Consider the following 13,457-nt stretch of genomic DNA (forward strand, 5'->3'; position numbering starts at 1 on the left):
GTCGGTGGTGATCGCGTTCGAGGCCAGATCAGCAAGGCTGCGGTCCACCACGTCCGCTCCGGAAGAAACGACCTGCAGGGCGTTGGCACCGGCAGAAGCCAACCCACCGGCAGAAAGCCAACCCACCGGCAGAAGCCAACCCACCGGCAGAAAGCCAACCCACCGGCAGCAGCCAACCCACCGGCACCGGGCCCTAAGGCCCGGTCCGCGGCGAATCCCCCCATGGCTTCCATGCAACCAGTCTGGTCCAGGGGTCTGACATTAAAAGCCCCGCCGGCGGACGGCACAAAAAGTTTTTCGCGGACCACCCGAAGCGGCAGCCCAACGCGGACAGCCATGGAACCGCGCCATCGACAGGCCCCGAAGGCCGGGCTTAGAATACGCGCGTCGGGGGACCCGATTTTCGGACCACATATCGGTCTCAATGTTCTGGATGCGCACCATTGACATTGGAGACGGTATGGAAAAGCAACGAGCACTTTGGGCAGCTGTCGCGGCTGCCTCACTCCTCTTGTCGGCGTCCCCGGCCGGCCACGCGGCCCCGGCAGGCAATGCAGCAGGGAGCCAGTCAGCACCCGCCGTTCTTGCCAAGGGCCTGCTGACCCCGCTCCACCTCAGCGACGGACAGGACGGTTCGGTTCTGGTCAGCGAGGAATTCGCGGGGCAGCTGACGAAAATCGCCCGGGACGGCAGCAAATCCGTGGTCTACCGGAACGCGGCCTGGGATGTGGCCGGCAGCGACCGTCGTGGCCGGACCATTTACCTGGCCGAGAGCCAGGGTGCCGGCCCCATGGATCCGAGGCCGTTGGCTGGACACATCAGGAGCATTGACTCCGGCGGCGCGCACCGCACCTTTGGCGACCTTGCTGCGCTGGAGATGAAGCACAACCCCGACGGCGGCATCAGCTACGGCTTCAAGGACCTTCCCGCCGACTGCGTTGCAAAGCTGCCCAAAGATGTGCCGGTTTCCTACAAGGGCCAGATCGATTCGCATCCCTATGGAATCGATGTCTATGGCGACACCATTTACATAGCCGACGCCGGAGCCAACGCCATCGTCTCGGTCGACGTGGAGTCAGGCGAGGCCGAAAGCGTTGCCGTACTGCCGGCACGGCCGCACACGTTCACTGCAGCGGAAGCCGCGGCCCTCAAGCTTCCGGGCTGCATCGCCGGTCACACCTACCGCTTCGAGCCCGTGCCCACCGACGTCAAGCGCGGACCGGATGGCTGGCTGTACGTCTCCGTGCTCCCCGGCGGCCCGGAGGACCCGGCGCTGGGTGCCCGCGGAGCGGTGTACAAGGTCAACCCCCACAACGGCCGCGTGAAGCTGTTCGCTGACGACGTGATGTCACCCACCGGACTGGACATGGACGACGACGGGCACGTGTACGTTGCCTCCCTGTTCGGTAAGGGCGTGCTGCGGCTGTCTGCCCACTCAGGCAAGCAGACGGTAGTCCTTCCGGGAATGCTCACGGCCGACGTCGACATCAGGGGCGAAAGCATCTACGCGACGGTCAATTCCCTGCCGGCACCGAATGCCGCACCGGACGGCCGCGTCGTGAAGGCGCCTCTCGACGACTGACAAGAAAGAGGATTAAAAGAAAGGGTGCGGCCGGATCGAAGAGATCCGTCCGCACCCTTCCGGCGCTTGAGGGCTTGGCTCCCAGTGCAGAGCCGGGAACGCTAGCGGTTCCGGTCCTCGTCTATTGTCTCGTCGTCGGCCAGGTCCAGGCCCTCTTCGTCGAAGTCGTCTTCGTCGATTTCCACGTCCGGCTGGACGTCGCTCTTGTACGGGTCGGCGTCACCGGCGTGCTTGGCCTTCTCGGCCAGGGCAGCCACCTCGGCGTCGCGCCGCTTGGCCTCCCGGAGCAGTTCCTCCAGGTTGGAGGCGTTCACCGGAATCTGGTCGGCTACGAACTCGAGTGTGGGGGTAAGCCGGGCGGTGATGTTGCGGCCCACTTCCTGCCGCAGCACACCCTTGGCCTTCTCCAGGCCTCTGGCCGCGTCAACCTGCACGGCCTGGTCACCGAACACGGTGTAGTAGATGGTGGCATGTTGCAGGTCATTGGTCACCCGGGCATCAGTGACGGTAATCCCCTCAAGCCGGGGATCCTTGACCTTCCGGCCCAAAGCCTCAGCAACAACAACCTTAATCCGCTGCGCCATCTTGGCAGCGCGTGCCGGATCAGCCATTACATCCTCCTGGATAGAAATAGAAAACTGGGGGCGCGCCAACGCATGGAACAACGTTAGCGCGTAGCGATTGAGGGGGCCTGGGAGTGGCATCTAAGGAGATGCCCAGCGTAGGGGCGGGGGCGCCCCCAAAACTCGGAGGCTCCCGGGTCGGGCGAAAGTGCGGGGCCGCCAGGAAAAACCCAACGGCCCCGCACCTGTGAAACTCACACGACTAGACGCGCGGCTTCTCGCGCATCTCGAAGGTCTCGATGATGTCGCCTTCGGTGATGTCGTTGTACGAGCCAAGGCCGATACCGCACTCGAAGTCCGTGCGGACCTCGGTGACGTCGTCCTTGAAGCGCTTGAGCGTCTCCACCGTGAGGTTGTCGCCAATGAGCTTGCCGGCGCGGGTGATGCGGGCCTTCGTGTTGCGTCGGATGGTACCGGTGCGAACGATGGAACCTGCGATGTTGCCGAACTTGGAGGAACGGAACACTTCGCGGACCTCGGCGGTGCCCAGCTGGACCTCTTCGTACTCCGGCTTGAGCATGCCCTTGAGGGCCAGCTCGATGTCATCGATTGCTGAGTAGATGACGGAGTAGAAGCGCATGTCCACGCCTTCGCGGTCTGCCAGTTCGGCAACACGCTCGGCAGGCTTGACGTTGAAGCCGATGATGACGGCGCTGTCGACCGTAGCCAGGTTGACGTCGTTCTGCGTGATCGCACCAACACCGCGGTGGATAACGCGGAGCTGGACGCCTTCGCCGACGTCGATCTTGAGCAGCGCGTCTTCGAGGGCTTCCACGGCACCGGAGACGTCACCCTTGAGGATGAGGTTGAGGGTGTCGATCTTGCCTTCGGCGACGGCCTGGTCGAAGTCTTCCAGGCTGATGCGCTTGCGGCGCTTGGCGAGCTGGGCGTTGCGGTCGGCCGCTTCACGCTTTTCGGCGATCTGTCGGGCGGTGCGCTCGTCGGCGGTCACCAGGAAGGTGTCACCGGCGCGCGGCACGTTGGACAGGCCGAGGACCTGAACCGGGCGGGACGGCAATGCGACGTCGAGGGCTTCGCCGTCTTCGTCGAACATTGCACGGACGCGGCCGTGGGCCGTGCCGGCAACGATCGTGTCGCCGACCGCGAGGGTACCGGACTGCACCAGGACGGTGGCCACGGAACCGCGGCCCTTGTCCAGGTTCGCTTCGATGGCGATGCCTCGGGCGGCCTTGTCCGGGTTGGCCCGCAGGTCCAGCGCGGCGTCGGCAGTCAGCAGCACGGCGTCGATCAGTTCATCGATGTTGACGTTCTGGCGGGCAGAGACCTCAACGAACATGGTGTCGCCACCGTATTCTTCGGGAACCAGGCCGTACTCGGTGAGCTGGCCCTTGACCTTGTCCGGGTTCGCGCCTTCCTTGTCGATCTTGTTCACGGCCACGACGATCGGCACGTTGGCCGCCTGGGCGTGGTTGAGTGCTTCAACGGTCTGGGGCATCACGCCGTCGTCCGCTGCCACAACCAGGATGGCGATGTCCGTGACCTTCGCGCCACGGGCACGCATGGCGGTGAACGCCTCGTGACCCGGGGTGTCGATGAAGGTGATGTCGCGCAGCGCACCCTCGTGCTCGTGGCTGATCTGGTAGGCACCGATGTGCTGCGTGATGCCACCGTGCTCGCCGGCGACGACATCCGAGTTGCGGATGGCGTCGAGCAGGCGGGTCTTACCGTGGTCAACGTGACCCATGACGGTGACTACCGGAGGACGTGCCTCAAGCTCTTCGTCACCTTCGGCCTCGAGTTCAGCTTCGACGTCGATATCGAAGGCGCTGAGCAGTTCGCGCTCCTCATCCTCCGGGGAAACGACCTGCAGCTTGTAACCGAGTTCCTCGCCGAGAAGTGCAAAGGTGTCCTCATCCAGCGACTGGGTTGCCGTTGCCATTTCACCGAGGTGGAAGAGCACGGTAACCAGTGCGGCGGGGTTCGCCTCGATCTTGTCAGCGAAGTCCGTGATGGACGATCCACGACGAAGCCGGATAACGGTGTTGCCATCGCCGCGGGGTACGCTCACGCCACCCAGCGACGGTGCGCTCATCTGCTCAAGTTCCTGGCGCTTTGCGCGCTTCGACTTGCGCTGCTTGCCGCGGCCAGCGCCGCCCTTGCCGAACGCACCCTGGGTGCCACCGCGACCGCGGCCACCCTTGCCGAAGCCACCGCCGGCCGGAGCACCGCCGCCGCCACCGGGACCGCCGGTTCCGGGAGCGCCGGGACGGCCGGGACCGCGTCCGCCGCCACCGGGACGGCCGGCACCTGCAGGTGCGGGACGCTCGGTGCGGTTAGGCATCATCCCAGGCGTGGGGCGGTTTCCGCCGGCACCCGGACGGGGACCGCCGGGACGGGGGCCGCCTGCACCAGCTGCAGGACGCGGGCCGGGCGTAGCGCCTGGACGCGGAGCACCGGGGCGGGGTCCGCCTGCACCGGCTGCAGGACGCGGGCCGCCGGGACGGTCGCCGTCAGTGCGGCCGCCGCCGGGACGGGGCATGCCCTGGGACGTGGCAAACGGGTTATTGCCCGGGCGCGGCGGACGGTCACCGTCTCCGCCGCGGCCGCGGGGCATGCCCTGGGACGTGGCGAAGGGGTTATTGCCGGGGCGGGGGCCGCCGGGACGCGGTGCGCCGCCCGGACGTGAGGGGGTCTCAGCCTTGGGTGCGGGGCGTGCTCCCGGCTTGGCACCGGTGGAGGGCGCAGCGGGCGTTGCGGCAGCCGGAGCTGCCGGAGCGGCGGGCGCAGCCGGAGCTGCAGGCGCCTCGGCCTTGGGGGCCGGTGCCGGTGCCGGCGCGGGAGCCGGAGCAGGCGCAGCAGCCTTGGGGGCAGCGGGGCCGGGAGCCGGCGCGGGACGGGTTTCCGCCGGCTTTGCCGGGGACTTGGGGGCGGCTGCGGGGGCTTCGGACTTCGAAGCGGCGGCAGCCGGGAACGCGTTGCGGAGTTTCCGCACCACGGGGGCCTCAATGGTGGAAGAGGCGGAGCGAACAAATTCGCCCAGTTCCTGCAGTTTGGTTACTGCATCTTTGGAAGTAATACCGAGCTCTTTTGCAAGCTCATGTACGCGGACCTTGGCCACATTTCTCCTGTCTCGGTCCGCACCGAGCCAGGCACGAACCGTCTACTTCTTACTGCGGGCCCCCGCTGCGGTTACAGCTGAAAGGCCCATTGCAGAGCGCAACAAAGTTGTCATCGTTACGCACTCATCGCTGGGAACTCATCGGGTTTCCATCAGATTTCTGACCCGCTTTCAGGTTGGACGGTTGGTACTGCAGACGCCGGGACGTCGGCAGCGTGCGCTCCTGCCGTTATCCGGCGTTCGACGGCGGCCGTTCCGGTCGACCCGTTGAGGGCCCTTCCGAAGGCTCGCCGCTTGACCGCCAGGGCCAGGCACGCTTCGCTGGGGTGCAGCCATGCACCCCGGCCAGCCATCCGGCGTCGTTCATCCACCACGACGGCGGACGAACCGCCGGTGTCGGAGACGAGCCGGAGCAACTCTGACCGCGGCCCCTTTTTCCGGCATCCGATGCAGGTACGCAGCGGCTGATTCCCGAGTTGTTGCACGTGTGCCACTGCCGAGTTTCTTCCTGCCTGTACCTATCTGCCTGCCCGGCCGCCCGCCTCTGCCTTTCGGCAGGACCCGGCGCTCGAACACGCTGATGCCGGCCGCTAGGCGCGGCCAAGTTCTATTCTAGCCCCTCACGGGGCCTATACCCGAAACCGGAAACCGAAACTGCCCGCCGCGGGGGCGGGCAGTTCGATCAGGCCAAGAGCTTGTGCCGGACGGATTTTCCTCTGTCCGGCCGGCGCTGCTAACCGCGCGGAGCGGCGGCGTCGGAGACGATATCGATTCGCCACCCCGTCAGTTTGGCGGCGAGGCGGGCGTTCTGCCCCTCCTTGCCGATGGCAAGGGAGAGCTGGTAATCCGGCACCACGACGCGGGCTGAACGGGTGGCCTCGTCGGTGATGGTGACTGAATTCACACGCGACGGCGACAGGGCACTGGCGATGAAGGTGGCCGGATCCTCGCTGAAGTCAACGATGTCGATCTTTTCGTCGTTCAGTTCGGTCATGACCGCCCGCACGCGCGAGCCCATTTCGCCGATGCACGCACCCTTCGCGTTGATGCCCTGGGTGTTTGCCTTGACTGCGATCTTGGTGCGGTGCCCGGCTTCGCGGGCCAGGGCGACTATCTCCACGGAGCGGTCGGCGATCTCCGGGACTTCGAGTTCGAAAAGCTTCCGGACCAGGCCGGGGTGCGAACGGGAAAGGGTGATGGACGGGCCCTTGGTGCCCCGGTGCACATCGATGACGTAAGCACGAAGCCGGTTCCCGTGGATGTACTTCTCCCCCGGCACCTGCTCCGGCGGCGGAAGCAGTGCTTCCACCGTGCCCAGGTTGACCTGGATCATGTGGGGGTTGTTGCCCTGCTGAATCAGCCCGGCAACAAGTTCACCCTCACGGCCCTTGAACTCGCCCAGGACGTTGTCATCCTCAACGTCGCGCAGCCGCTGCAGAATGATCTGCCGGGCGGTGCTGGCGGCGATACGGCCGAACCCGGCCGGTGTGTGCTCGAACTCGCCGATAGGTGCGCCGTCGTCGTCGATTTCCGTGGCCCAGATGGTTACGTGGCCGCTCTTGCGGTCCAGCTCCGCCCGGGCCTTTTCGAAGGCGCCCGGCGACTTGTGGTAGGCGACAAGCAGTGCCTGCTCGATCGTGGGGATGAGGAGATCCAGCGGGATTTCGCGCTCACGCTCCAGGAGTCTCAGCGCGCTCATGTCAATATCCATCAGGCCTCCTCAGAAGGTCCATTGTGCTCAGTTTCCAGACCGGCCTCGTCGAGGCGGCTGAACTCAATTTCGACTTTTCCGCTGCGGATCTTGTCGAAAGGAAGTTTTACGGGGTCGCCCTGCCTGGGCTTCATGCCCTTTTTCACGGCAATTTCGGGAACGAGGGTCACGCCGGCGTCGTCAACGGAGCTGATTCTGCCCGTGACGTTCTCGCCCTGGATCACGTTGACGCTCACCATGCGCCCGCGGGCGCGGTGCCAGTGCCGGGGCTCGGTCAGCGGCCGCCCCACGCCGGGCGATGAAACCTCAAGATCATAGGGACGGCTGTCCGTGCTGGGGTCGCTGTCCAGGATGTCGGAGAGTTCCTTGGAGATGTCCGCGATGACGTCAAGGCTCACGCCGCCCGTCTCTTCCTGCGGCAGGTCCACCACTACGTGGACCACACGGTTGGAACCTGCGATGTGGATGGCAACATCCTCCAGGTAGAGCCGGTGCGACTGGACCGCGGGTTCCAGCAGCGCCCGGAGGCGTTCAGCCTCGGGATTGTGGACAGCCGCGGGTTCAGCCTTTCCCGCGTTGGTCCGGTCTGATGAAGTCGTGGCTTCTGCATTGCTCACGATGCCGGCCGCCTCCCGTTAGATGATGTTGTGACTACTAGCGTAGCGATTTTCCGGGCGGCTTGGTGCACGGACTTCCTGCCGGCCGTGACAACATGGTCTGTTGTGAATGACGACAGCGGGCGAAAAAGAGCTCCGGCCAGCTATCTCCGGTACGGCCTGCTGGCACTCTCCGCTTTCCTGGTGCTGAGTCTTGGTTTTGCGCTGATTCCGCGGGAATCCCCGGCACCGCCGGCCCCACCCTTCTCCGAACAGGCGCGCGCTGCCGCCCTCGCCGAAACCCAGGACCTGAGGACTGCCAGCCAGCAGCTCGCGGAGGGGTCGTCCGGAGCCCGGCGGCAACTGTTTTCGCACACTGTGACATTGCTGACTACGCAGGCAAGGGCACTCCTTCTTCCCGGCGGTGCCACCGCCGGGACTGCGGCGGGCGCAAGTTCAGCGGCCGGCGCAAGTTCAGCGGCTGGCGCAGGTTCAGCGGCTGGCGCCCCGGGAACCGCAGGCCCGGTTGCCACGGCATCATCAGGGACAGCACCATCGGGCACAGCAACGCTGCCGGCGCTGGTAGCCGCGCTGTCCAAGAGCGGCAAGGCGCGTCTCGTCCATGCCGAGAAGGCCGACGGCGGGATGGCCCGCCTGCTCGCTGCGGTAGGGACCGCTCAGCTGCTTCAGGCGACGGCGCTGGCACAGGCTGCCGGGACACCGCCACCTGCGCTTGAGGCGCCGGCGGCGACGCGGAGCAACGCGGCCGCGGCGTGCAGTTCCGCGGGCAGCAGCGTTGGACCACAGGATGGCGCCCAATCAAGCAACCGTACCCAGCCCGGCCAGACCACGGACCCGTCGGGCAGCGCCACACTGGCTGCAGCCTTGAACCGCGTGGTCCGGACAGAAGTTGAGACGGTATACGGCTACCAGGTGGCGCTGACGCGCCTAAACGGGTCGGCCGCGGACCGGGCTGCCTCCCTGCTGGCCACGCACGAGACCTTGGTCGCCCAGGCAGAGGCGTACACCCGCGTTCACTGTGCGTCCGTTCCTCCCCGTGAACCGGGCTATACCCTGGGCACCTCGTTCCTGCAGAAGCCCGCGGCGGGACTGGCCAGCCTGGAAGCCGGAACACTCCCGGTCTATGGCGACCTGGTGGCCCTGAGCGAGGGTGAGACGCGGCGGTGGGCAATCTCCTCGCTGGTTGCCGCTGCCCAGCGGACCACGCGCTGGGGATCCGATCCGGGGCCCGTCCCCGGCATTGTGCTGGACACCACGCTCCTGCCGGAACTTCCGGAGCCGGCTGCGCCCTCGGCACGCCAGACCGACGGCGGCGCAACGGCAACTCCCGCCGCACCCTAGAGGCGGGGAGGCCGGCGCCCCGAGTGTCCAGGGTCCGCCGGTGACATCCCACTGGCAGCCGGCTGCCTCTGAGTGGTTTGCTGGAGCCATGGATTCAGCGGACAATTCGGCGTTGCCCCCGGACAGCCAGCACGCCAATGAACCCCACAACAATGACATCGTGCACCGTTTGAACTGGCTGCGTGCCGGTGTCCTCGGAGCCAACGACGGGATCGTGTCGGTCGCGGCGATTGTGGTGGGTGTGGCCGGTGCGACCAGCGAGCACGGCCCCATCCTCGCTGCCGGTGCTGCCGGCCTCGTGGGCGGTGCTGTATCCATGGCCCTGGGTGAGTACGTCTCCGTCAGCAGCCAGAGCGACAGCCAGAAGGCGCTGATCGAGAAGGAACGGCGCGAGCTGGCCGAGGAACCGGAAGAGGAGCTGCTGGAGCTCGCCGCGATCTACCGCAGCAAAGGCCTGAGCGAAGAAACAGCCTGGAATGTGGCGCGGGAACTCACCGAGCACGACGCCCTGGCCGCACATCTTTCGGCCGAGCTCAACATCGACGAACAGGACATCGTGAGCCCCTGGCATGCCGCCTTTGCGTCGGCCATCGCCTTCACGCTGGGGGCCGTGCTGCCGATGCTCGCCATCCTGCTGCCTCCGGAAAACATTCGCGTGGCCGTGACTTTCGGAGCCGTCCTGCTGGCCCTGGCCGTGACGGGTGCCGTCGGCGCTTGGATCGGCGGCGGCTCAAAAACCCGGGCGGGCGCACGCGTGGTGGTGGGCGGTGGCCTCGCCCTGGCCGCGACGTTCACCATCGGCAACCTGCTGGGCGCCAGCGGCATCGTGTAGGGGCGCTTGCGGCATCGTGTAGGGGCGCTTGCGGCATCGTGTACGGGCGGCATCGGCATCGTCTGGGCAGGAGCTATCCGGTCTTCCCGCTGCGCTGGCCTTCGCGCTGCGAAAGGCCCCCTCTACTACGCTGGAGCTGTGAGCCCGCCAGCAGACGTTCCCATTCCGCCGGACCTGACCCGCCGCTATTCCCGCAGCAGCGCCGGCAGGGCCTGGCTGGCGTCGCTGCCGGACATGATCCGTGGCCGGCTGGAGCAGTGGCAGCTTGAGCTTGACCTGGCACCGGGAGCGCTTCCGTGGAGCGGGCACGGCGGTATTGTGGTGCCGGTCCGCACGGCAGGATCGGCCGCGGCATTGAAGGTGGCCTTTCCGCATGACGAAGCTCTGGTGGAACGCCATGCGCTGGCGCTGTGGAACGGCCATGGTGCGGTGCGGTTGCTTGCCTCCGACACCGGAACGTGTTCCATGCTCCTTGAGCGCCTGGATGCCGGCAGGTCGCTCCGGACAGAACCGATGGACACCGCCATTGAGGTGTGGGGCGGGCTGATGCGGCAGCTGAGCCTTGTGCCCGACGGCAGGCCACAGTGGCTGGAGTTTGTGCACGTCGCCGCGCGGGCTGAACAGTGGAGCGATGACCTGCCGGCCGAATGGGAACAGCTCGGCCGGCCGTTTCCCCGATGGCTCCTGGAGGCGGCGCTCGAGGTGTGCCAGACGCGGGGCGCCGTGGGCCGCCGCTCCTCCGTGGACGTGCTCGTCAACACGGACTTCCACTACCTCAACATCCTGGCCAGGCCGGAAGCGCCCGGGCCCGCGTCAGAGAGCACAACGGCCGGAAATGCTGTCGCCGACGGCTTTGCCGCCATCGATCCCCAGCCAATGGTGGGTGAGGCGGAGTTCGCCGTGGCTCCCGTGCTCTGGAACCGGATTCCGGACCTGCCCACAACGGACCCCGCCGCCGGCCTGCTGGCCAGATGCCATGACTTCAGTGTCGCGGCCGGGCTGGACCCGGAAGTGGCCCGGCAGTGGAGCCTGGCCCGGGAGGTGGACAACGCCCTGCACTACACCTCGAGGCCGGGACACGCCGGTGATGTGGCACGGTCGCTGTGGGTGGCCAGCACACTTGCCGGGCGGACCCTGGACGGGCTTCCGGCTGCCCACGACTTGCCCGAACCGGGCGAGGCCGCCACGAACACGTCGCCGTCGTAGGAATGTCAGGTCCCGTCTGATCGGACGGCTTTGGCGGCCGTCCGCACCGTAGGATCCCGGACACTCGAATCGCGGGGAGGGTGGCTCGCGCGGTCCCGTGGAAGAGCACCGGTGGGGGCGGAGTCGGTTCATGCGACGCCTGCACGGGTATGGAGTGTCCGTGCAGGGCTCGTATCCGGCCTTCGACCAGCTGGTGCCGTTTCTTCTTTGAGGCTTCGAGTACCTCATGAATTGTCGTCTCGTCGACTAATTCCCACTCCTGGCCCAGCCTGGGCAGCCCCCCGAAGCAGCTTGCTGACCGGCCCCACCCGTGCGAATCCAGCGTCAGACCATACTTGCCCGGTGCGTGACGGAGCGCATGGGACAAGACACGGCTGACCTCTGACCTGCTGGGCCGGCTGTTCATCTGGTGCAGCCTTTCAGCATCAATTACCTTCCGGGCGCGGCCCGGGCATCGTGCTCAGCATCGTACGGTGCCGGGCCGAATCTCGACGCCGTCCGGCTGGGTTGCCTCGCGTCTGTCACACGCCGACCTAGAGCTCAGTCGAACTCGATGAAGTCGCGTACCACCGCGATGAGCCACTCATCCATCGAGGCGTACTCCGAGATCGCGCGGCGTACCGCCTCCCCGCCTGCGTCTCGAACAACGTCGAAGTCATCGAGGATCACGACACTTCCGCCAGTCCAGCATGCTACTTCGTCGTTGTCGGTCCTCCGCGCGAAGGGGATGACACCCCACCCCGGGAAAAGCTCATCAACATGCTGCGTCCGGCCCAACAGCAGCTCCATCATCTACACCAGCAACCCTGACACCTACGAAGTCGCCGAGCAGTTCCGCCAGGCGGACCACGTTGGCGGTGTCGTTGCCGACCGCAAGACCAACCGGATCAGTGGCTGAGCTGGGGTTCCCGCAAAGTGTTCACCTGGAACGATCAGGGCAGGCTGCTGGGAACGCAGGCCAACCCCAGCCACTTCATCGACTACCAGGACTGCGAGCATGCCGGCGCCGGCCACCAGCTCTGCTCCGGTGTTACCGGCCTCAAGACCGCCGACGGACAACCGTTCGAGCTCGGCGGCCTCGCCCTGACCGACCTCTCAGACGGAAGGGCAGTTCACGAAGTCCCGGTCCAGAAGTTCTCCACCGCAGGGCACTCCATGACCCGCAACCCGGTTGCCCTGGAGTCCGACGGCGACGTGCTGCGCCTGTTCTGGCCCTTCTCAATCTCCGAAGAGCTCCGCACTTGTGATCACATTGCCCAACCGGACCCCATCGAAGGCCGGGTGCCAAGGTTCCAAGCCTAAATGCGCTTTCATCGCCCGTTCGAAAATTATTGGTGCGGATGTTTTTCTAAACGGAATATTCTCCTCGTCGATATCGGAAGCAGCCCGGCTTCGTTCACCTTTAAAATCCTCAACCATACAGTTCCCAAGGTCACTGGTTCCCGTTTTATACGCCGGAAGGTATCTCTTACTGTCAACGGCTCGGTTTTCCAGCACATTCCAACGTCCGGGACGAAAGAGAGCATCAAGTGTCAGTCCACCAAAGAGCGGTGTGGCCTGAAGTGCATCTGAAACCTTTGAACGAATTTCGTTCTCCGGCGCAACGAAGTCAAAGAGCACGACGTAGTAGGACGCCAAGTAGGAAGACACAATTTGGCCTACTGCAGCAGTTCCGTCACCAAGTGAGATGCTAAAGACGTCTCCGTCTTTGAGAGTATTGATCTTTTCCGCCTTTACCAAGGATTTCCTCCGGCTTCCGCATACCTCATATCACTCATTTGATGCCGTTTATTTGAGAGCGAACCATCTGGATTGCCCTTGTTCGTCGGCCCGCCTAGTTTTCTGATCCAATACTCCTCAACTCGATCCAACTCAAGACCGGGCGCAGCACGGTCCAGGACGGTAAACTCGAACGCCGCATCAGGAAAATCTCTCGCATGTTCCTGCTGCCGCAAAGAATACCTCAAGTCACTCTTCGCCTGACCGACGTAGGGTTTCACGTCGCCTAGTTCATCTACGCGGTGGTAGACCACGCCTTCAGGCACGGCTGAAAGGTTTCCCAGCTTTGTGGTTGGCGCTGGTAGGTCCACCTTGGTTGCGGGTCCACCGATGGGTACGGCCCCCGTACCTCCACCCATGGCGGTTGCCCGGACGAGCCCGGACGGCGTGTGGGGCCCTGGGCCGCTGAGGTACCCTCCGGCACCGCTAATCGCCCCGTCGACACCGTTTTCCACGGCCATGCGGACCACGGGGTTATTGACGAGCTTGCCCGCCATCAAGCCGACACCGCCGCCGACCATCCCAAGACCTCCGGAGATCGCGGCCTGGCCCCAGTTGACTTCGCCGGTGGTCGCTTTCTGAACCACGACGTCGGCACCGAAGCTCATCAACCCCATACCTGCGACCTGACCGCCGGGGACGAACATCAGCGCCGCCCCGCCGACAACGGCCAAGCCACCGGCAAGA

General features: G+C 65.6%; 13 protein-coding genes and 1 pseudogene. 6 read left to right on the top strand and 8 right to left on the bottom strand.

The window, feature by feature from the left end:
• Positions 1-460 precede the first annotated feature (460 nt).
• Entirely contained in the window at positions 461-1,582 is a 1,122-nt protein-coding gene (locus tag ARGLB_RS02085) for a ScyD/ScyE family protein (RefSeq protein WP_003798359.1), read from the top strand.
• Between the two features lie 101 nt (positions 1,583-1,683).
• On the opposite strand, the gene rbfA is transcribed toward ARGLB_RS02085, so the two are convergent.
• The 5 genes from rbfA to rimP form a co-directional block, all read right to left on the bottom strand.
• On the bottom strand, positions 1,684-2,193 hold the full coding sequence (rbfA, locus tag ARGLB_RS02090; RefSeq protein ID WP_003798361.1) for a 30S ribosome-binding factor RbfA: 510 nt from the start codon (positions 2,191-2,193) through the stop codon (positions 1,684-1,686).
• 214 nt (positions 2,194-2,407) lie between these two features.
• On the bottom strand, positions 2,408-5,284 hold the full coding sequence (gene infB / locus ARGLB_RS02095; protein WP_003798362.1) for a translation initiation factor IF-2: 2,877 nt from the start codon (positions 5,282-5,284) through the stop codon (positions 2,408-2,410).
• A gap of 152 nt (positions 5,285-5,436) precedes the next feature.
• The gene (locus ARGLB_RS02100) at positions 5,437-5,778 is read right to left on the bottom strand and encodes a YlxR family protein (protein ID WP_003798365.1); all 342 of its coding nucleotides are present in this window, start codon (positions 5,776-5,778) and stop codon (positions 5,437-5,439) included.
• 239 nt (positions 5,779-6,017) lie between these two features.
• Positions 6,018-6,995: a transcription termination factor NusA gene (nusA, locus tag ARGLB_RS02105; protein ID WP_003798366.1), complete on the bottom strand. Its 978-nt coding sequence runs from the start codon at positions 6,993-6,995 to the stop codon at positions 6,018-6,020.
• Positions 6,995-7,612 carry a ribosome maturation factor RimP gene (gene rimP / locus ARGLB_RS02110; RefSeq protein WP_003798369.1) on the bottom strand — a complete coding sequence of 206 codons (618 nt, stop codon included), beginning with the start codon at positions 7,610-7,612 and terminating at the stop codon, positions 6,995-6,997. Before rimP ends, nusA begins: the two co-directional genes overlap by 1 nt.
• Positions 7,613-7,717: 105 nt before the next feature.
• Between rimP and ARGLB_RS02115 the strand changes: the two genes are divergently transcribed.
• From ARGLB_RS02115 to ARGLB_RS02125, 3 genes are all read left to right on the top strand, one after another.
• On the top strand, positions 7,718-8,953 hold the full coding sequence (locus ARGLB_RS02115) for a ferritin-like domain-containing protein (RefSeq protein ID WP_050934230.1): 1,236 nt from the start codon (positions 7,718-7,720) through the stop codon (positions 8,951-8,953).
• Positions 8,954-9,041: 88 nt separating this feature from the next.
• On the top strand, positions 9,042-9,785 hold the full coding sequence (locus ARGLB_RS02120; RefSeq protein ID WP_003798373.1) for a VIT1/CCC1 transporter family protein: 744 nt from the start codon (positions 9,042-9,044) through the stop codon (positions 9,783-9,785).
• A gap of 138 nt (positions 9,786-9,923) precedes the next feature.
• Positions 9,924-10,991, top strand: coding sequence for an aminoglycoside phosphotransferase family protein (locus ARGLB_RS02125; RefSeq protein WP_003798375.1), 1,068 nt, complete (start codon positions 9,924-9,926; stop codon positions 10,989-10,991).
• A 49-nt stretch (positions 10,992-11,040) separates the two neighbouring features.
• Here ARGLB_RS02125 and ARGLB_RS24385 read toward each other — a convergent pair.
• Together ARGLB_RS24385 and ARGLB_RS24255 are read right to left on the bottom strand one after the other, a co-directional pair.
• Positions 11,041-11,397 (bottom strand): annotated as a pseudogene (locus tag ARGLB_RS24385) (RNA 2'-phosphotransferase); the annotation flags it as partial.
• A 134-nt stretch (positions 11,398-11,531) separates the two neighbouring features.
• Positions 11,532-11,660 (bottom strand): hypothetical protein, encoded by a 129-nt coding sequence (locus ARGLB_RS24255; RefSeq protein WP_280959896.1) that lies wholly within the window; start codon positions 11,658-11,660, stop codon positions 11,532-11,534.
• A 58-nt stretch (positions 11,661-11,718) separates the two neighbouring features.
• On the opposite strand from ARGLB_RS24255, the gene ARGLB_RS24260 reads away from it, so the two are divergent.
• On the top strand, positions 11,719-11,889 hold the full coding sequence (locus ARGLB_RS24260; RefSeq protein WP_175304943.1) for a DUF6454 family protein: 171 nt from the start codon (positions 11,719-11,721) through the stop codon (positions 11,887-11,889).
• Positions 11,890-11,906: 17 nt separating this feature from the next.
• Complete coding sequence (locus ARGLB_RS02130) at positions 11,907-12,293, top strand: DUF6454 family protein (RefSeq protein ID WP_003798378.1); 387 nt, start codon at positions 11,907-11,909, stop codon at positions 12,291-12,293.
• Positions 12,294-12,724: 431 nt separating this feature from the next.
• Here ARGLB_RS02130 and ARGLB_RS23480 read toward each other — a convergent pair.
• A partial coding sequence (locus ARGLB_RS23480) for a GIY-YIG nuclease family protein (RefSeq protein ID WP_003798380.1) occupies positions 12,725-13,457 on the bottom strand: 733 nt, incomplete at its 5' end.

The organism is Arthrobacter globiformis NBRC 12137 (assembly GCF_000238915.1).
Classification (GTDB): Bacteria; Actinomycetota; Actinomycetes; order Actinomycetales; family Micrococcaceae; genus Arthrobacter; species Arthrobacter globiformis.

What these genes read in the sequence shown, in the direction of transcription:
- ARGLB_RS02085 (WP_003798359.1), top strand. Translation starts at nt 461, where the DNA reads ATGGAAAAGCAACGAGCACTTTGGGCAGCTGTCGCGGCTGCCTCACTC.
- rbfA (WP_003798361.1), bottom strand. Translation starts at nt 2,193, where the DNA reads ATGGCTGATCCGGCACGCGCTGCCAAGATGGCGCAGCGGATTAAGGTT.
- nusA (WP_003798366.1), bottom strand. Translation starts at nt 6,995, where the DNA reads ATGGATATTGACATGAGCGCGCTGAGACTCCTGGAGCGTGAGCGCGAA.
- ARGLB_RS02120 (WP_003798373.1), top strand. Translation starts at nt 9,042, where the DNA reads ATGGATTCAGCGGACAATTCGGCGTTGCCCCCGGACAGCCAGCACGCC.
- ARGLB_RS24260 (WP_175304943.1), top strand. Translation starts at nt 11,719, where the DNA reads ATGACACCCCACCCCGGGAAAAGCTCATCAACATGCTGCGTCCGGCCC.